This is a genomic window from Agrobacterium sp. B1(2019) (assembly GCF_008274755.1).
Classification (GTDB): domain Bacteria; phylum Pseudomonadota; class Alphaproteobacteria; order Rhizobiales; family Rhizobiaceae; genus Agrobacterium; species Agrobacterium salinitolerans.
In genome coordinates, this window is sequence record NZ_VTPB01000001.1 from 534,339 (window position 1) to 552,994 (window position 18,656).

An 18,656-nucleotide genomic window follows, 5' to 3' on the forward strand; every position below is an offset into this window, starting at 1 on the left:
TCAGCTGGCCCGTTTGCCGGACATGATAGAAATCATGTCGAGTTCGATTTTTGACCAGCTTCGCCCGAAGGCGTCCGTGTTCAGATCCTTTGAAAAAGGCGAATACCTTTTTCATCAAGGCGATTCCATTCACGTGTTGGCGCTGGTGGTCGAGGGCTATGTCCATCTGATGCGGTTTCAGGAGGATGGGCATAGTGCCGTGTTGCAGCGGGCGGGGCCGATGACGGTTCTTGCCGAAGCCTCGGTGTTTTCGGAGAAATATCACTGCGACGCCATCGCCATGACAGCCGGACGTGCCTTGTTCGTGCCTATCGGCACGCTGCGGCAATTGCTGGAACGCGAACCCGCATTCGCACTTGAATGGATAAATCATATCTCCGGCGAGCTAAAAAAGATCAGGACGCGGGCGGAAATATTGGCGTTGCGCTCGGTTGGCGCGCGGCTCGATGCCTGGATCACCGTCAATGAAGGTCTGCTTCCGCCCAAGGGGCAATGGAAGAACCTCGCTGCTGAAATAGGCGTTTCTCCCGAGGCGTTGTATCGGGAAATAGCCAGACGCCTGGCTTTATCGCGCTAGTTCGAACAGATGATAAAATTATTCGCTTGATTTGGAAACGATCGTTTCCTATATTCCGGCCATGAGCAATATCAATCACACCAATTCACCGGAACAGCGCCATCGCGGCAGGCCGCGCGAGTTTGACGTCGACCGTGCGCTCGACGGGGCGATCCGCGTTTTTTCGCGACGCGGTTATCATGCCACTTCCGTCGGTGATCTCACCGATGCGATGGAACTGGCGCAGGGCAGTCTTTACAAGGCTTTCAAGGACAAGAAAGCCATCTTCATCGCCACGATGGAACGCTACAGGATCGTGCAGACCGAACGTTTCGAGGCGGCGGTGGCTGGTTTCGAAACCGGTTATGAGCGTCTAAGGGCCGGTCTGATGTTCTATGCCGAACGTTCCCATGGCGGTGTCGGGTCGGACGGGTGTCTGGTGGTTGGTGCTGCTGCCGATCTGGCGGCGCTGGACGACGATATTGCACTCGTGGTCGAGCGGGCGGTGAAGGCGAGAGAGCGAATTGTCGCCCGCCTCGTTGCCGAAGGGCAGCAGGATGGTTCCGTGCGTTCGAAGGCCGATCCGGACGATCTCGCCCGGGCGATGCTGTGCATGATGTATGGAATGCGCGTGGTGGGAAAGACGGGACGCAGCCTGAAAGACATGGTGGCCGTGGTGGATATCGCCATGAAGCTTGCCGATTGATTTTGTGACTATTTAGGAAATGATTGTTTCCATATTGGAGAAAATGATGACGACGCGTGTAATTGAAGGGGATGATGTCGAGGGGACATCCATTTCCCCGGCCTTGACGTTCCTCCTGGCGACAGCCTGTGGACTGATTGCCGCCAATCTTTATTACGGCCAGCCGCTGGCCGGCATTATCGGGGCGGAGCTTGGTCTTTCTGCCGGTGCGACGGGGTTGATCGTGACCCTGACCCAGATCGGTTACGGTATCGGTCTGTTGTTTGTCGTGCCGCTTGGCGATCTTGTTGAAAACCGCAAGCTGGTGGTCTGCGCTGTCGCGATGGCGGTGCTTTCCCTTGTGGCGGCGGCATTCGCGCCGCATGCGGCCCCGTTTCTGATTGCTGCCTTTCTGGTCGGCGTCAGTTCCGTGGCGGTGCAGGTCATCGTTCCCTATGCCGCCCACATGGCGCCGCACGCCATTCGCGGCCGGGTGGTCGGCAATGTCATGAGCGGGCTGATGGCCGGCATCATGCTGGCGCGACCGGTCTCCAGCCTTCTGTCGGAAGTGGTGTCCTGGCGTGGTGTGTTTCTGACCTCGGCGGCCGTCATGGCGCTCCTTGCTGTGGTGCTTTTCCGGCTTCTGCCCGCCCGTATGCCCGATGCGCGCCTGAGCTACGGCGCATTGATGGCTTCGATGGGCAGGCTGGCGCTTCACACGCCGATCCTGCGGCGGCGGGCGATCTATCACGCCTTTCTGTTTGCGGCTTTCAGCCTGTTCTGGACCACGACGCCGCTTTATCTGAGCGGGCCGCATTTTAATCTCAGCCAGGGTGAGATTGCGCTCTTCGCGCTGGCCGGTGCGGCGGGCACCGTGGCCGCGCCGATTGCCGGGCGGATGGCGGATCGTGGCTGGACGCGTGCGGCCACCTTCTTTGCCTTGGCGGCGGTGGCGCTCTCTTTCGCTGTCACGCATCTTGCGCCCGAAGGCTCACATCTGGCGCTCGCCATTCTGGTCGTCGCAGCCATCGTTCTGGATTTCGGCGTCACCACCAATCTGGTGCTTGGCCAGCGCGCTATCTTCACGCTCGGAGCGGAATTCCGCAGCCGCCTGAACGGCATCTATATGGCGACGTTCTTCATGGGCGGCGCAATCGGTTCCGCAGTCGGCGGCTGGGCCTATGCCGTCGGCGAATGGCAAGCCGCCTCGTGGATCGGCTTTGCCTTACCTGTGGCAGCCCTGCTTTATTTCTTCACGGAACAACGCGATTGAAACGCCATTCAATGAAAAAAGCCCGGCGGACCAAACCGCCGGGCTTTTTATTTTTTCTTCCGGTCGATCCTATTCCGCGAATTCGACCACCACACCGGGGCGGACCATTTTTGCCAGTTCGGTCGCATCCCAGTTGGTCAGGCGGATACAGCCGTGGCTGTTGGTCTTGCCGATCTTCGAGGGTTCCGGCGTGCCGTGAATGCCATAGGTCGGCTTCGACAGCGCAATCCAGACCGTGCCGACCGGGCCGTTCGGACCCGGCGGGATCTGCAGGATCTTGTCGTTCTGGCCCTGCTTGAAGTTGATCTTCGGATTATAGGTGTAGCCAGGATTGAGCGCGATGCGCTCCACCGTGTGCGTGCCGCTTGGCGAGGGCGTGTCCGTGGAGCCGATGGTGGCGGGATAGGCTGCGATCAGATTACCGTCCTGACCATAGGCGAAGACCTGCTTGATGCCCTTATGGGCGACGATGCGGGCAACCTGTCCCTTTTTCGTCTCGCCCGGATTGACGACCTTGATAATGGTGCCGGGTACGGAGAAATCGATGCCGGGGTTCAGTTCTTTCAGGTAGTTCTCATCCATATGGAAGCGTTCGGCGAGCGCTTCCGAAGTCGAGGTGAAGGAGAGGGCAGGCAGCTGCGATTTTTCGGCATAGTCGTCCGGGATGGAGGCGACATAGGGGCCGGCGGCGTCGGCGGCGGTAATGGTGTAGTCGACAATAGGCATACCGCCGGAAGCGCGCAGACGCTCCAGAATGTCATCGGAATTGTTGGGGTCGAGCTTCTCGCCGGTCATGTCCTGCCAGGCGGCAATCGCCTTGTTGACGTTGTCGCCCATCTTGCCGTCGATAACGCCGGGCGAGATACCTTCACGGTCGAGGAATGTCTGGAGTGCAACGATTTCCTGGCGCGAGCGATTGACCGGCGTTGTCACCGGCGTATGGCGCTCGATCAGTTGCTCCGGCTGCGGAACCGCGGCCGTGGTGCTTTCGCCCGGCATCGGCTGGCCGAGCGGGCCGCTTTCAACCGCACCGGGTGCGGGAACGGAGCCGGTGTAGAAATTCTCGTCGGAGCCGTCGCCGCGATATTCGCGGTAATCGCGCACGCTGCCATTGTCCTGATAGCCGTAGTCGCGTTGCGGCTCACGATACCGGCCGCCGGGGGCTGGCGGATAATAGGTGGTGTCGCGCTGGCGCGCCTGCTGACGCTGCTGGTAGCCGGAGGGCATTTCGGTGGCGAGGAGATTGCCATACTGGTCGTAAAACACCGTGCGTCCCATCGCGTCGCGGCTGATGACGATATCGCCGCGTTCGGGAACGAAATCGAGCACGCGACCGTCCGGCGTCACCAGAACCGGCTGCTCATAACCATAACGCTGCTGCGCGCCAGCCTGTAGCGGGGTGAAAACCGACGCCACGGCGACCGTCAAACCCAGAGCTGCGTTAAGAAACTGTTTCACGATTCTGCTATCCCTTGCTTGTTCACCGATAAACACACCGCAATCTTGACCCTATTGTGAAAAAGATGAATTCGCGGTTAATGCAATCTTAATTTCCGTCACGGTTAGTAGCGTTTCCGTGAACCATGCGTTTTTGCTGCCACAGGGAGGTTGTCTTGCGTTCGTTTCAGGCTGGCAAATCGCCACGCATTTTCCTCGATGAAACCTCCGTTTTCGATATCGGCGCCTGCATCGTTGATGGTATCGATATCGCGCCAGGCCGCGCCATTCCTGATGATGGCGACGCACGCATCGACCACTCGCTGGAAGGCTTTCTCTTTACCTGCGGTCCCGATCATATTCGCCATCCCGAGCCGATCTATGGGGACGGGGAGGGGCGCCGATATCCGCTGCATGGATCCTTTTCTTCCCATCCCGCGACGATCATCGCGTTCGATGTCCATGAGTCCAATGCGCTGGCGCGCGTTGAGGTTCCCGTGAAGCTTGCCGATGGCGGCACCGCACTTCTCGAACGGACGTGGCGTATCGACGGCGAAAGCGGTGAAGTCAGCCTCGACGACCGGATCGTCAACACGTCCGGGCGGCCCATCCCGGTGTTCCTGATGTATCACATGAATGTCGGCGCCCGTCTCTTCGACGATGCCGTGCGGCTTGAGGGCGCGATGCTGCATGGCGGCGGCCATGGCTGGCGTTTCGGCGAAGAGCCGGGCAGCGTTTTCTGCGTTTCTGCCGGCGATGATGACGAGTGGGCGTCGCTCTCGCTCGGTCCGATTGCGGCCATCGGCGGGAAGACGCTGACCGTGCGTTTCCGTACGGAAACGCTGCCCTATCTGCAGATGTGGCGCAATCAGCAGGCGCCGGCCAATGTGCTCGGTATCGAGCCGGTTTCGCATCGCTGGGTCGGGCGGAGCGAGCTTGAGGCTGCCGGCGAGTTCAATATTCTCCAGCCGGGCGAAAGTCGTTCCTTCGGCCTGCGCTTTTCCATCCTCTGAGCCGTACCGAATGAAGATCGCCCGTCATTGACGCCGCGGTTTTGACCGCTTACATCGGATGCGGATTTCAAGGGTGATGGCCAGCGGAGGCACGAAGATGGATATCAGGCGCATAGACGACGAATATTCAGTAACGGGACAGATCAGCGTCGCCGATCTCGACGAGATCAAGGCGCTCGGCTTCAAGTCGCTCGTCTGCCACCGCCCTGACGGCGAAGAAGAAGGCCAGCCGCTTTTCGCCGATATTGCCGAGCGTGCCGAGCAGCTTGGCCTCACCATCATGCATGTGCCGGTCGGCCGCTATGGCGTCGATGCCGATGCCGTTGCCGGCATGGTGGATGCGCTGGACGAATTGCAGCGCCCGATGCTCGGCTATTGCCGCTCCGGCGCGCGCTCGACGGCGATTTACGAAAAGACCCATCACCTGCGCGGCTGATTTTCCGCGCATCATTCTATTTTAAATGCCAATCAACAGGAGTTTTCCATGACCATCAAGCGTATCGAACCGGGCAAGCGCATGAGCGGCGCCGTCGTTCACGGCAACACCGTTTACCTCGCCGGCCAGGTTGGCGAAGGCACGAGCGTTACGGAACAGAGCAAGTCCGCTCTCGCTGAAGTCGACCGCCTGCTGGCCGCTGCCGGTTCCGACAAGTCGAAGATCCTGCAGACGATCATCTATCTCTCCGACATGTCCACTTTCGGCGAAATGAACGCTGTCTGGGAAGGCTGGATCGACCCGGCAAACCCGCCAGCCCGCGCCACCAGCGGCGCACCATTGGCAACGCCGGATTACAAGGTTGAGTTCATCGTGACCGCTGCTCTCTGAGCAATGGTTTGATTTTTTAAGGAAAGGCCGGGTCGCGGAATGCGGCCCGGCCTTTTTTGTCGAGGCGATGCTGTCGGAAGCAAAGCCATTTGATGTCGGAGCCGGGTGGTCGTCTATGCTTGGGCTGAAGGAGTGAATTGCGCTGCCAGCGCCTCTTCGCAGCCATGCTGTTTTATTGCAGCAGCCAGTGCTGTTTCATAAAAGGTGCGCGCGCTATCGATGCGCGTACGCCCATTATCGGTCAAAACGGTATACACACCGCGTTTGTCGTCCGGACAAAGGTCCCGGACCGTGAGACCTGTCCGTTCCAGACGTTCCACCAGCCTGGAAACCGAACTCTGGTTGAGGCAAAGATGCGAGGCAAGATCCTGCATCCGCAATTCACCGGTGGGTGAGCGGGAAAGTGCCTCCAGCGCACGATATTCCGATAAGCCAAGTCCGCAGGCGGTTTGCATCGTTTTTCCGAGGTCGACTTCGACGTTGCCGACGGCTTGGGCAAGTTTCAGCCACGCATCGTGTTTGGAGGACATATGGGCAAGCTCCTGAAGGAAGGAAATCCTAACCCATATGTATGCTCATACAATAACATCTTCAAGCGGACGGCGCTATGACAGGCCGGGTTCTCCCTTGGGGAGTTTGGCGCTGTCGGCGAGCTTCAGCCACACGACCCCGGCGATGATAATCGCCAGCCAGAACGACTGGGTGAAAGTCAACGGCTGATCCAGCAAGAGACTGCCGCAGACGGCCGCCCCGACCGCGCCAATGCCTGCCCAAACCGCGTAGCCAAGCCCGACGTCGATGGTCTTGAGGGACACGCTGAGAAAATAAAGTGTCAGCAGGAAGAAGATTGCGGCGGCGATGGACCAACTCGGTATCGTGAAAGCCCTGCTGCCGCTCACGCTGAGCGCGTAGCCGATTTCGAAGAGACCGGCGAGCAGCAGCATGAACCACGCGCGCCCCGTATTCGTGTTCGTTGTCATTTCCATATCCTTTCTGATCTGGTTTTCTGACGTGAGATGTTGTCGCTCTATTTTTATGCCGCGCCGCTGAGCCGGAGTCCGATGACCCCGCCGATCACCAGGGCGATCCCAGCGATTTTCCTCCAGTCCAATCTTTGTTCGAAAAAAATCGCTCCCAGAACGACAATGCCGACGCCTGCTGTAGAGGTCCAAATGGCGTAGCCAACGCCAACGTCGAAAGTGAGAAGCGCAAAACTAAGGAAAACTGTCGCGATTGCGCCGCTGGCCAAAGTCGCGGCAGTCCACCAGGGATGAGAGAAACCCTTGGCATTTCCTGCCGATATTGCGACCGCGATTTCAAAGATCACTGCGATTGCCAGATACATCCAATGCATTGTCGTTCTCCGTTAGGATGATTGTTTGAAGGATTGGCCCTGTCTCCCGACCGATGAGTGGTCGATTGAGCATGCCAGGCTTGCAAATGGTCGTCTCGACGTGCCGACTATTTATTTGCATGTGCATGCATATTATTTGTGAAAGAAGAGGTCAACCTGTTTATCGTTTTCTTTCACATGGCGTGCGATGGCGCGGCGACGGGGGCGTTCGAGACGCCATGTATATGATGCCGGTCGAGGCCGAACCTGCGGCGAATCGCCTGTATTCGTTTGTTTTGAAGCCCTTGGCGGATTCAGCTTGCGGGTTGAGTCAATTGTTTCTCAAACTGCTTCAACGTCGTCACCCGCTCCGCAAACCAAAGCCGGGCCAGATCGCTGGCCGAGGCAAGGTCGATACCATCCGGGTCGATGGAGGTGATCGTCCAGCGGCCAGTCTTTGCGCCTGCCAGAACGGCGAGCCGGGCCGCTTCGCCCTTGATGGCATTGAGGCGGATCGCTTCGCTTTCCGCTGCCGCCATCAGTGCGTCTGCACCTGACAGATCTGTGCGCAGATCGGCCGGGGTGATGTTGCTGGCATTGCGGGCCGGGCCGCCATTGATCTGCACGCCTTCCGTCCGCAGTCTGTAAAGCCTCGTGTCGGGAAGGGAGAGATAAAGTTTTGCTTTGGGATAACGGGCAATGTAGCGCGCGATGGCGAGCGGCACTTCGTCCGGGCTGATTTGGTCCGCCCTGCCCACCAGTGTCAGCCGCGGCAGCGTCAGCGCGTCGCCCTTGCCAAAGGGAGCGAGCGTCAGCGAGATGCGTGGGTCCGCCTCCATGTTGCGGGCGTGCAGCGTCAGCCCCGCCGCGAAGAAGAACGGCGTACCATCCGGCTCGATGCCGATATTGGTGGCGGTCGTATAGGGATAACCGCTGACGGGATCGAGCGTGGCAAGCGCTGCCGTTCGCGATGTGTGCAGCACATCCCGGGCCACGCGCACGGCCTCGAAAGGCGCACCGGCCGAGGGCTCGATTTTTGCGCCGCGCGGGGTGATGACGAGAGGGGCTGCATCCGGCATGTCGTTTCCTAAGCTGTAAGTTTCAGTCAGGATTTACACCATGCCGGAGCCGTGTCCATGCGTAATATCAGCTTCCGGTCCTGATCTGTGTCAGGGTACGCGTCGGCGTGATCGCTTCCGCATCCAGCTTCACCTCGATGATGGCCGGCTTGCCGCTTGCCCGCGCACGTTCGAAGGCGGCGGCGAAGTCTTGCGTTTTTTCCACCGTTTCGCCGTGGCCGCCATAGGCCTTGGCAAAGGCGTTGAAATCCGGATTGACAAGATCGGTGCCGCTGACACGGCCGGGATATTCCCGCTCCTGATGCATGCGGATCGTGCCGTATGTGCCATTATTGACCAGCACGGTGATGACGGCCAAGCCGTACCGCACGGCGGTGATGAATTCCTGCCCATGCATCATGAAACAGCCGTCTCCGGCAAAGCAGATCACCTCACGCTCCGGGAAAAGGTGTTTGGCGGCAACCGCCGCCGGCAGGCCGTAACCCATCGAGCCTGATGTCGGGGCCGATTGCGTGTTGTAGCGGCGGAAGCGGTGGAAGCGATGGACCCATGTGGCATAGTTGCCGGCACCATTGGTGAAGATTGCGTCCTCGGGCACATTGGCCTCGATCCAGTCCATGATCGGACCCATCTGCACCGCGCCGGGGCCGGACTGTGGCGGGGTGGACCAATTGAGATAGGTGGCATGCATGGCGGCGGTGCGAGCCGCCCATGCGGCGCTGCCGGTAAGTGCGATGGAGGAGAGGGCGGCGATAAAATCGTCCGGTGCGGCGCAGATCGCGAGATCAGGACGGTAAACGCGGCCAAGCTCTTCTGCTTCAGGATAGATATGGACGAGTTTCTGCGACGGGTAGGGGATATCGAGCAGCGTATAGCCGGAAGACGGCATTTCGGAGAGGCGGCCGCCGAGCAGAACGACGAGATCGGCCTCCTTGATCTCCTTGGCCAGCGCCGGATTGATGCCGATGCCGACATCGCCCGCATAGGAGGGGCTGAGGTGATCGAACAGCATCTGGCGGCGGAAAGAACAGCCGACAGGCAGCTTGTTGCTTTCGGCAAAAGCCTTGAAGCCTGCGACGCTTTCCTCGGACCAGCGCGTACCGCCGATGATGAAGACCGGGCGCTTCGCCTCGCCCAGCATTTTTGCGAAGGTGGCCATCTGTGACGGGCCGGGATGCGCTTCGACAGGTGTGTAGGCCTTTGCCTCAGGCGCTTCTACCTCTTCGACCAGCATGTCTTCGGGCAGCGTCAGCACCACCGGGCCAGGGCGGCCGGAGGTGGCGACGGCAAAGGCGCGGGTGACGAATTCTGGAATGCGGCGCGCATCGTCAATCTCGCCTACCCATTTTGCGAATTCGGTAAAGGCGCGGCGATATTCCACTTCCTGAAAGGCTTCGCGCTCGCGGGCTTCACGCTGCACCTGGCCGATGAAGAGGATCATCGGAATGGAATCCTGCCTTGCGATGTGCAGGCCGGCCGAGGCATTGGTGGCACCCGGGCCGCGTGTCACCATGCAGATGCCGGGTTCGCCCGTCAGCCGGCCCCAGGTATCGGCCATCATTGCGGCGCCGCCTTCCTGGCGGCAGACCACGGTTTCGATGCCGCTTTCATAAAGCGCATCCAGCACGGCGAGATAGCTTTCGCCCGGAACGCAGGAAACGCGGGAGACGCCATTGGCCTTCAGCGCTTCGACGATCAATTGCCCGCCTGTTCTTTTCATTCCGGCTGCAGTCATGGCGTCGTGGTCCTTTCGATGTTTTCCAGTTCGGCCAGCACCTGCGCCTGATGTTCGCCGAGCTTCGGGCTCGGGCGTTCATAACGCAGCGGCGTTTGCGACATGATAATGGGTGTGCGGACACCGGGGATGACGGTGCCGTCTTCCGCTTCCAGATCGGCGCGGAGGCCACGTGCCTTAATTTGCGGATCGGCGAACATTTCCTCGATGGAATTGATTGGCCCGGCCGGCACGGCGTTGTTCTCGCAAGCGGTCAGAAGATCGCGCTTGTTCCATTTCAGCGTTTCGGTGGAAACGATCTGCCGGACTTCGACCTTGTGCGCCACGCGGGCCTTGTTTGTCGCGTAACGCTCGTCATCGGCAACCTCGGCGATACCGAGAATGGTGCAGAGGCGGCGGAACTGGCCGTCATTGCCGACCGCGAGGATCAGAAAGCCATCGGCCGTCGGCACCACCTCATAGGGGGAAATATTCGGATGGGCGTTGCCGAGCCTGACGGGCGGTTTGCCTGAGATCAGGTAATTCATATTCTGGTTGGCGAGCACGGCCGACTGCACATCCAGAAGTGCCATGTCGATATGCTGGCCTTCGCCTGATCGCATGGCGTGGATGAGAGCGGCCTGAATGGCTGTTACGGAATAAATGCCGGTGAAGATATCGGCAACCGCAACGCCCGCTTTCATCGGCTGGCCGTCAGCTTCGCCCGTTATCGACATGAAACCGGACATGCCCTGCACGATATAGTCGTATCCGGCGAGATCGGCGTAAGGCCCGGTCTGGCCGAAGCCGGTGATGGAGCAATAGATCAGCTTCGGATTGAGAATCCTCAGGCTCTCGTAGTCGAGGTCATATTTGGCAAGCCCGCCGCGCTTGAAGTTTTCGATGACGACATCGGCGGTGCGCACCAGCCGGCGCACCAGTTCGCAGCCCTCAGGTGTCTTCAGATCGGCGACGATGGAGCGTTTGCCGCGATTGGTGGCGTGGTAATAGGCAGCGGAGAGATTTTCCCCATCATCGCTTTCGACGAAGGGCGGTCCCCATGCGCGCGTGTCGTCGCCACCCTCGGGGTTCTCGACCTTGATGACGTCAGCGCCCATGTCGGCCAGCATCTGCCCCGCCCAGGGACCTGCCAGAACACGCGCGAGTTCAATGACACGGATGCCTGCGAGCGGCGGTTTCCTGTTCGGCATGTCGGTCATCTGTCCCCCGGGATTTTCTGCTTGCCGGTTTATAGACCGCTGCCTGCCGCGCCGCATGTGATTTTATCTCATGGACTTATTCCGTTTCGGCAAAAGGGTTTTCAGTCACCCACAACCCGGCCGCACCAGGCGGCAAAATCCGCCGCGACGGGCTGCCAGCCGATTTCGTTCAAGGTCTCGTGCCGCATGCCCTTGTAGATCGTGTGCTCGACATGGCTGAAACCTGCCTCGCGGAAACGTTCGGCGAGCCAGGCGATTTCTTTGCCGTCATTGGTGGCTTTGTCCTGATCGCCGCTGACAAGCAGAAGCGGCAGGGTTTTCGGCAGCCGCTCCAAGAGTTTTGGCCCACGATAGGAGAGTTCGAAGACATCCTGCCACAGGGAAACGCTCGCCTCGAACTTGCAGAGCGGGTCTTCCACATAGGCGTCCACAGCCGCCCTGTCGTGGCTCAGCCAGTCGGCATGGGTGCGCCTTTCCGGCATTCGGGCATTCCACACACGGAAGGTTGCCTTCGGCAGAATGGCGCTCGGCACATCCGAGCCTTTCAGCATTTTTTCCAGTCGCAGCAGAACCTGTGCGACACGGCCCATGAGGCCGGGATTGAGGTTGGAATTCCAGATGGACAGGCCGTCGAAGGCATCCGGATGGCTGACGGCAGCGTTAAGCGCCACGAGGCCGCCCATGGAATGACCGAACAGGATCGTGGCCAGGCCGGGATGCCTTTCGCCGACCATCCGGCGCATCGCCATGACATCGGCAACGACCTTTTCCGCACCGTCCTTCCAGCCAAAACGGCCGAGAGGCGCATCCGCCGCTCTCGTGCGGCCATGGCCGCGATGGTCGTGGGCATAGACTTCGAACCCCTGCTTCGACATCACATCCGCGAGCCGGCGATAACGGCCCGCGTGGTCAACCAGCCCGTGGCAGATCATCAGCACGCCGCGCGCCGGGGCAAGAGCGGAGGGCTGGTGGCGAAAGGCGATGGATGCGCCGGAGGGGGCTTCCAGTCTCTCAATACGGCTGAAGGCCAAGTCGTCGGTCGTTTCATTCATGATCGCGCCTGTCCTGCCATAACATCCCTTGTCATAATCATGGGGTCATAATCGTGCCAGAGGTTGCCCCAAGGTCCTATTTACCCTACATAGCGGCAAATTTCCCGATACGTACTCTCAAAAATCCGATGTGGAGCATTCGCTACAATGGCACGTCAATTCATCTATCACATGGCCGGGCTGAACAAGGCCTATGGCGCGAAGAAGGTTCTGGAGAACGTTCATCTCTCCTTCTACCCCGACGCCAAGATCGGTATCCTCGGCCCGAACGGCGCCGGTAAGTCGACTGTTTTGAAGATCATGGCCGGTCTCGACAAGGAATATACCGGTGAAGCCTGGCTCGCCGAAGGCGCGACGCTCGGTTATCTCGAGCAGGAGCCGAAGCTCGACGAAAACAAGACCGTGATGGAAAACGTCATGGAAGGTGTTGCCAGCAAGACGGCCATCGTCGACCGCTACAACGAACTGATGATGAACTATTCCGACGAAACGGCGGATGAGGGCGCAAAGCTTCAGGACATCATCGACAGCCAGAATCTCTGGGATCTCGAAAACCAGGTCGAGATGGCCATGGACGCGCTGCGTTGCCCGCCCGGCGATTCGGCCGTAACCGGCCTTTCCGGTGGTGAGCGCCGCCGCGTGGCACTGTGCCGTCTGCTGCTGTCGCAGCCGGACCTGCTGCTGCTCGACGAACCGACCAACCATCTGGACGCTGAAACCATCGCCTGGCTTGAAAAGCACCTGCGCGACTATCCCGGCGCCGTGATGATGATCACCCACGACCGCTACTTCCTCGACAACGTCACGGGCTGGATTCTCGAGCTCGACCGCGGCCGCGGCATTCCTTACGAAGGCAACTACTCCGCTTACCTGCAGGCGAAAGCCAAGCGCATGCAGCAGGAAGCCCGTGAAGATGCCTCGCGTCAGAAGGCAATCAGCCGTGAACAGGAATGGATCGCATCCAGCCCCAAGGCCCGCCAGACGAAATCCAAGGCCCGTATCAAGGCCTATGACGAGCTGGTGGAAGCGGCGGAAAACCGTCGTCCCGGTGATGCGCAGATCGTCATTCCCGTTGCGGAACGTCTTGGTCGCGTCGTTATCGAAGCCGACAACCTCACCAAGTCCTATGGCGACCGCGTACTGATTGAAAACCTGTCCTTCAAGCTGCCGCCCGGTGGCATCGTCGGCGTCATCGGTCCGAACGGTGCGGGTAAGACGACGCTGTTCAAGATGATCACCGGTCAGGAAAAGCCTGATAGCGGTTCCGTGACCGTTGGTGACACCGTTCAGCTCGGTTATGTCGACCAGAGCCGCGACGCGCTGGCGGGCGATAAGACCGTGTGGGAAGAAATCTCAGGCGGCAACGACATCATCAAGCTCGGCAAGTTCGAAGTGAACTCGCGCGCCTATTGCGGCGCCTTCAACTTCAAGGGCGGCGATCAGCAGCAGAAGGTCGGCAATCTCTCGGGTGGTCAGCGCAACCGCGTGCACCTTGCCAAGATGCTGAAGGCCGGCGGCAACGTGTTGCTGCTCGACGAACCGACCAACGACCTTGATACGGAAACGCTGGCAGCGCTTGAAGAAGCGCTGGAAGCTTTCGCCGGCTGTGCCGTTATCATCAGCCACGACCGCATGTTCCTCGACCGCCTGGCCACCCACATCCTCGCTTTCGAGGGTGACAGCCACGTGGAATGGTTCGAAGGCAACTTCGAGGACTACGAAAAGGACAAGGTCCGCCGCCTCGGCCCGGAAAGCATCAAGCCCGGCCGCGTGAGCTACAAGCGCCTGACGCGCTGATCCTTTTCCGCATCGCTTCAGAAAGGCCCGCCGCAAAGCGGGCCTTTTTTCGTGTAATAAGTGGACATGATCTCGTCCCGAGACACTTTACGCTTGCATCTCGCACCACATCGACATAAAGATATCTTTATATCTTGATTAGCTTGCGAGGCGCGGCAGAGTGGCGTTCGGTCTGGACAAATTGGTGGATCTCCTGAAGGCGGCGGGTGAGACGACGCGTTTTCGCTTGCTGGCGCTTCTTTCGGCCGGCGATCTGACGGTTACCGACCTTACCGAAATCCTCGGCCAGTCGCAGCCGCGCATCTCCCGTCACCTCAAGCTTTTGACGGAAGAGGGGCTTATCGAGCGTTATCAGGAAGGCGCATGGGCCTATTTCCGCTTGCGGCAGGATGGCGAGCCTGCGGGCGTTGTGCGGCAGCTGCTTGGCGCCGCGTCGCCCTCCGACGCGGTTCTCCAGCGCGACAGCGAACGGCTTGCCACCGTCAAGCGGGTGCGGGCTGAACGTGCGCAGGATTATTTCAGCCGCAACGCATCCGCCTGGGACGAGTTGCGCCGCCTGCATGTAAGCGACGAGGCCGTGGAAGGCGCGCTCCTGAAGCTGGTGGGCACCACGCCGATCGATTCGCTTCTCGATCTCGGCACCGGCACCGGCCGCATTCTGCAGCTTCTGAGCGGTATCTATCGCCGCGCGATCGGTGTGGATGCCAGCCGTGACATGCTCTCGGTGGCGCGTGCCAATCTCGACAAGGCGGGCGTGGTCAATGCATCCGTTCGCCATGGCGACATTCTCAATCTGCCGCTCGAGGGACAGGATTTCGATCTGATCGTTATTCATCAGGTCCTGCATTTCCTCGACCAGCCGGAAATCGCGCTTTCGGAAGCTGCGCGCATGCTGCGTCCCGGCGGTCGGCTGATCGTCATCGACCTTGCGCCGCATTCCTTCGAATATCTGCGCGATGAGCATGCGCATGTGCGGCTCGGCTTCTCGCATCCGCTGATGGAAGAATGGTTGAAGAAGGCCGGGCTTTCTCTGGAGCGCGCCGTCGATCTTCATTCTGAAAAAGCGTCCGACGAGGCTCTGGATGTTACGATATGGGTTGCCCGCGACCAGCGGCTGCTGATGGCAGACGATGTGGCGCAAGAGGCGGTTTTACTTCGCTCCGGGAGGGCATGATATGTTGAGGTCAGAAACCGCACGCCGTGATGGCGACATCCGGTTGTCTTTCGAATTTTTCCCTCCCAAGAACGCCGAGATGGAATCCCAGCTTTGGGAAACAGTCGACGAGCTGAAGAAGTGGAATCCGGATTTCGTTTCCGTCACCTATGGTGCCGGCGGCTCCACAAAAGCGCCGACGCTGGACGCGGTACGCCGTATGATCGCCGACGGCCATCTGCCGACTGCCGCGCATCTGACCTGCGTGGATGCGAGCCGGGATGAGGTGCATCAGGTCGTAGAAGAGTTCCGCAATGCTGGCGTTCGCCATTTCGTGGCGCTTCGCGGCGATCCCTCCACCGGCATCGGCACGGCTTACCAGCCGCATCCGGAAGGGTATGAGAATGCTGCCGCTCTGGTGAAGGGGCTGCGCGACATCGCCGATTTCGAGATTTCCGTTTCGGCCTATCCGGAAAAACATCCGGAAAGCGCAAGCGAGGCTATCGATATCGACATGTTGAAGCGCAAGGCCGACAATGGTGCGACGCGGGCGCTGACGCAGTTCTTCTTCGATAATGACGTGTTCGAACGTTACATGGAGCGGGTCACGGCGGCGGGCATCACCATTCCGGTGGTTCCGGGCATTATGCCGATCCAGAATCTCACCCAGCTCAAGCGTTTCGCCGGCCGCTGCGGCACCAGCATTCCCGGTTTTCTGGATGAGCGTTTCGAAGGCTATGACGACGATCTGGAAGGTCGCGCCCGCGTGGCCGCGGAGGTTGCCGCCGAACAGATCGCCGATCTTCAGCGTCGTGGCGTCAATGAGTTCCATCTCTACACCATGAACCGCGCGCCGCTGGTTGACGCGGTGCTGGAGAATCTCGGGCTGGAGCGTCTGCGCCGCAGCGCCGCGTGATTTTACACAGCAGATTACCGACATGAAAAAAGCGCAGGTCCCTTAGGGCCTGCGCTTTTTAAACTCGTGTCATCTACGGTTTTTATCTGCGTTTGGTCTTCACGTCTCGTCAGATGAAAAGCATCACCGCTACGAACAAAAACGCCAAACCGACTGCCAAGGCATTGAGAGATTTTGTAAGTCCCATGGGTGCCTCCTGTTGTTGACAGGGTCGATAATATGACCGTTTTGTGGCGGTTGGAAAGCGGTTTTTGTGATGCAGTGCAGCAAGGCTTGGCGCGGCGTAAAAAGCTGATTTCTTTAATACATTGAAAATAAAAGGTTATTTTCTTATCACGCAGTGCTTCATATGTTTAAAAAAAGTAAATGACCGGGGTGTTATCCCCAGTCATCAGGTCGAGATTAACACTTTATGCCTTGATTCCGTCCGACAGATTAAGGGCCGGAAGGCCTCGTTAAGATTGATTAAAGCGCCTGCAGAAGTGCGGCAGAAGGCCAGCCATCGGCGGGCAGCCCGAGACGCTGCTGTTCTTTCTGGATGGCGACGCGGGTGCCGGAACCGAGAATGCCGTCCACCTTGCCGACATTGTGTCCACGCGCTTCGAGCTTGGTCTGAAGCTGCTTCATGGTCGCATCATCGAAACCGGGCTCCGGGTTGCCCTTGTTATAGACGGGAGAACCCATCAAGCGTGTGGCGAAATAGGCGGCCGAAGTCGTGTAGATGAACGACTGGTTCCATTCCAGATAGATGTTGAAATTAGGATAGGTAATGAAGGTAGGCCCCTTGCGGCCCTGCGGCATGATGAGCGCGGCGGGAAGGGAAGCGAAGTTCTTGTTGCCGTCGCGCGGGGTGACGCCGAGCGCGAACCACTCACCAGCGGTCAGCGCGCCGCCGAGGCCGGATTTTTCCCAAGGCAGGTTTTCCGGCAGGGAAACTTCCTGAATCCAGGGTTCGCCCTTCTTGAAACCGAGATGCTGGATGAATTTGGCCGCCGTCAGGATCGCGTCCGGGGCGCTGCTCTTAACGTTGATGTGGCCGTCGCCATCGCCATCGACCCCGAAAGCGATGATGTCCTTGGGCAGCATCTGCACCTGACCGATTTCACCGGCCCATGCGCCCGTATTGGTGGCTGGATCGAGGTCGCCGTGCTGGACCATTTCGATCAGCGCCAGCAGCTGCGGGCGGAAGAGTTCCGGCCGGCGGCAATCATGCGAGAGGGTCACCAGCGCGTTGCGGGTGTTGAAATCGCCCTGAACGGCGCCGAAATCCGTCTCCATGGCCCAGAAGGCGGCGATGACGCCGGCCGGCACGCCATATTCATTTTCCGCGCGGGCGAAGGTGGAGGAGAGCTCCTGCAGCTTCTTGCGGCCGATATCCAGACGGGCCTGGCTGACGGTGCGCTGGGAAAATTCCAGGAAGGTCTGGCGGAAGACGCCCTGTGCACGGTCACGCGAGAGCACCTTCGGGTCGATCTGCGCGCCGGCAAGCGCCTTCTGGATCGCATCGGCCGGAATGCCCTTGGCAAGCGCGTCGGCTTTCACGCCTTCGAGGAATGCACCGAGATCGCCGCCGCAGGCAACCTGCTTGGGATCGTCAGGCGAGGCGACAGGCGGCGTTGCGAGTGCGGAGCCGGTAGAAAGAAGCGACAAAGCGGCGGCAAAAAAAATGCTGCGCGACCGGAACGTGGGCATGGGAATTTCCTCGATAGGTTGTTAGCCCGCTTTACCCATATGTTTGCGACAAAAAAACGGACCGAATGATCTGACGTGGCTGAACAACGCCGATTTTTCAAAAGTGTTGCTTCTTGGCCGTCTTATTTGGCGGAAGCAATCCATTTCCGCCAGTTTTTCTCACTTCCGGCGAAGACATTGATGTCGGTGGGACCGTTTACGCCGGGCACGACGCCGGTTGCGGTATATTGCCAGAAGGCCCATTTGCGATCTTCGTAGATCTTGGCCGGATGGGCGGCAACGGAGCGGACCCAGAAATGGTAGTCCTTGAACTGGCCGACGAGATTGTCGCGGTGGAAGTCCACCGAGGTGTAGATGATCGGACGCTTGCCGTAATGGGCTTCGATGCGGTCGAGGAAACGTTGCATCTCAGCGCGCACGATGCCGGGCGCCGGGCGTGTCTTGCAGGTGGGTGAGGAGGGGTTCCACTCCACGTCGAGAACCGGCGGCAGGGTGACGGCATCCTTCGGAACGTTGCGAATGAACCAGTCGGCCTGGGCGTCCGCTGTGGAGCAGAAATAATAGAAGTGGTAGGGCGCGTGCAGAACATCTGCAGCCGCCGCGTTGCGCCAATGGTCGCCGAATTTCGGATCGATGCGATCCGATCCCTCCGTCGCCTTGATGAAAACGAAGGAGACGCCGGATTTGCGCACGGTTTGCCAGTCAACGTCGCCATTCCATTTGGACACGTCGATGCCGTGCACCTCATGGCGGTGAGGGTTGTTCGTGCCGAAATCCTGCGGATCGGTATCGGAAAATTTTGGCCTGGAAACGGATGCGGTTTCCAGCAGGTCATAGCTGGTGGAGGTGCAGCCGCCGATCAACAGTAAAGCCGACAATAGTGCCGATAAACGCAGCCGCATTGAAACCC

Annotated in this window: 19 protein-coding genes; 9 read left to right on the forward strand and 10 right to left on the reverse strand. The window is 59.5% G+C overall.

Features of this window, described 5'->3' with window-relative positions:
• Positions 1-22 precede the first annotated feature (22 nt).
• From AGR1_RS02600 to AGR1_RS02610, 3 genes are all read left to right on the forward strand, one after another.
• Entirely contained in the window at positions 23-577 is a 555-nt protein-coding gene (locus AGR1_RS02600; protein WP_149146102.1) for a Crp/Fnr family transcriptional regulator, read from the forward strand.
• 61 nt (positions 578-638) lie between these two features.
• Entirely contained in the window at positions 639-1,262 is a 624-nt protein-coding gene (locus AGR1_RS02605; RefSeq protein WP_210248730.1) for a TetR/AcrR family transcriptional regulator, read from the forward strand.
• Positions 1,263-1,308: 46 nt separating this feature from the next.
• Positions 1,309-2,514: an MFS transporter gene (locus AGR1_RS02610; RefSeq protein WP_187772024.1), complete on the forward strand. Its 1,206-nt coding sequence runs from the start codon at positions 1,309-1,311 to the stop codon at positions 2,512-2,514.
• Positions 2,515-2,583: 69 nt separating this feature from the next.
• Here AGR1_RS02610 and AGR1_RS02615 read toward each other — a convergent pair whose 3' ends face one another.
• On the reverse strand, positions 2,584-3,972 hold the full coding sequence (locus AGR1_RS02615) for a L,D-transpeptidase (protein ID WP_149146105.1): 1,389 nt from the start codon (positions 3,970-3,972) through the stop codon (positions 2,584-2,586).
• Positions 3,973-4,127: 155 nt separating this feature from the next.
• On the opposite strand from AGR1_RS02615, the gene AGR1_RS02620 reads away from it, so the two are divergent.
• From AGR1_RS02620 to AGR1_RS02630, 3 genes are all read left to right on the forward strand, one after another.
• The gene (locus tag AGR1_RS02620; RefSeq protein ID WP_149146106.1) at positions 4,128-4,964 is read left to right on the forward strand and encodes an aldose 1-epimerase family protein; all 837 of its coding nucleotides are present in this window, start codon (positions 4,128-4,130) and stop codon (positions 4,962-4,964) included.
• 97 nt (positions 4,965-5,061) lie between these two features.
• The gene (locus AGR1_RS02625) at positions 5,062-5,400 is read left to right on the forward strand and encodes a TIGR01244 family sulfur transferase (RefSeq protein WP_080790294.1); all 339 of its coding nucleotides are present in this window, start codon (positions 5,062-5,064) and stop codon (positions 5,398-5,400) included.
• Between the two features lie 48 nt (positions 5,401-5,448).
• Entirely contained in the window at positions 5,449-5,790 is a 342-nt protein-coding gene (locus tag AGR1_RS02630; protein ID WP_003494829.1) for a RidA family protein, read from the forward strand.
• A 113-nt stretch (positions 5,791-5,903) separates the two neighbouring features.
• Here AGR1_RS02630 and AGR1_RS02635 read toward each other — a convergent pair whose 3' ends face one another.
• From AGR1_RS02635 to AGR1_RS02665, 7 genes are all read right to left on the reverse strand, one after another.
• Positions 5,904-6,320: a MarR family transcriptional regulator gene (locus AGR1_RS02635; protein WP_080790295.1), complete on the reverse strand. Its 417-nt coding sequence runs from the start codon at positions 6,318-6,320 to the stop codon at positions 5,904-5,906.
• 75 nt (positions 6,321-6,395) lie between these two features.
• Positions 6,396-6,770: a multidrug efflux SMR transporter gene (locus AGR1_RS02640; RefSeq protein ID WP_236760795.1), complete on the reverse strand. Its 375-nt coding sequence runs from the start codon at positions 6,768-6,770 to the stop codon at positions 6,396-6,398.
• A gap of 53 nt (positions 6,771-6,823) precedes the next feature.
• A complete protein-coding gene (locus tag AGR1_RS02645) occupies positions 6,824-7,144 on the reverse strand; it encodes an SMR family transporter (protein ID WP_080790297.1) in 321 nt (106 codons plus the stop codon).
• Positions 7,145-7,437: 293 nt separating this feature from the next.
• The gene (locus AGR1_RS02650) at positions 7,438-8,202 is read right to left on the reverse strand and encodes a HugZ family protein (RefSeq protein WP_149146108.1); all 765 of its coding nucleotides are present in this window, start codon (positions 8,200-8,202) and stop codon (positions 7,438-7,440) included.
• A 67-nt stretch (positions 8,203-8,269) separates the two neighbouring features.
• Positions 8,270-9,937, reverse strand: coding sequence for a thiamine pyrophosphate-binding protein (locus tag AGR1_RS02655; RefSeq protein ID WP_187772025.1), 1,668 nt, complete (start codon positions 9,935-9,937; stop codon positions 8,270-8,272).
• Positions 9,934-11,136 carry a CaiB/BaiF CoA-transferase family protein gene (locus AGR1_RS02660; RefSeq protein ID WP_149146109.1) on the reverse strand — a complete coding sequence of 401 codons (1,203 nt, stop codon included), beginning with the start codon at positions 11,134-11,136 and terminating at the stop codon, positions 9,934-9,936. Before AGR1_RS02660 ends, AGR1_RS02655 begins: the two co-directional genes overlap by 4 nt.
• A gap of 101 nt (positions 11,137-11,237) precedes the next feature.
• A complete protein-coding gene (locus AGR1_RS02665) occupies positions 11,238-12,188 on the reverse strand; it encodes an alpha/beta hydrolase (RefSeq protein ID WP_149146110.1) in 951 nt (316 codons plus the stop codon).
• A 147-nt stretch (positions 12,189-12,335) separates the two neighbouring features.
• Between AGR1_RS02665 and ettA the strand changes: the two genes are divergently transcribed.
• From ettA to metF, 3 genes are all read left to right on the forward strand, one after another.
• Complete coding sequence (gene ettA, locus AGR1_RS02670; RefSeq protein ID WP_078051840.1) at positions 12,336-13,985, forward strand: energy-dependent translational throttle protein EttA; 1,650 nt, start codon at positions 12,336-12,338, stop codon at positions 13,983-13,985.
• A 160-nt stretch (positions 13,986-14,145) separates the two neighbouring features.
• Positions 14,146-15,159 carry a metalloregulator ArsR/SmtB family transcription factor gene (locus AGR1_RS02675; RefSeq protein ID WP_077981657.1) on the forward strand — a complete coding sequence of 338 codons (1,014 nt, stop codon included), beginning with the start codon at positions 14,146-14,148 and terminating at the stop codon, positions 15,157-15,159.
• Between the two features lies 1 nt (position 15,160).
• Positions 15,161-16,054 (forward strand): methylenetetrahydrofolate reductase [NAD(P)H], encoded by an 894-nt coding sequence (gene metF, locus AGR1_RS02680; protein ID WP_187772026.1) that lies wholly within the window; start codon positions 15,161-15,163, stop codon positions 16,052-16,054.
• 465 nt (positions 16,055-16,519) lie between these two features.
• Here metF and AGR1_RS02685 read toward each other — a convergent pair whose 3' ends face one another.
• Complete coding sequence (locus AGR1_RS02685; protein ID WP_080790302.1) at positions 16,520-17,746, reverse strand: lytic murein transglycosylase; 1,227 nt, start codon at positions 17,744-17,746, stop codon at positions 16,520-16,522.
• 122 nt (positions 17,747-17,868) lie between these two features.
• Complete coding sequence (locus AGR1_RS02690; RefSeq protein WP_080792788.1) at positions 17,869-18,648, reverse strand: GH25 family lysozyme; 780 nt, start codon at positions 18,646-18,648, stop codon at positions 17,869-17,871.
• Between the last annotated feature and the right edge of the window lie 8 nt (positions 18,649-18,656).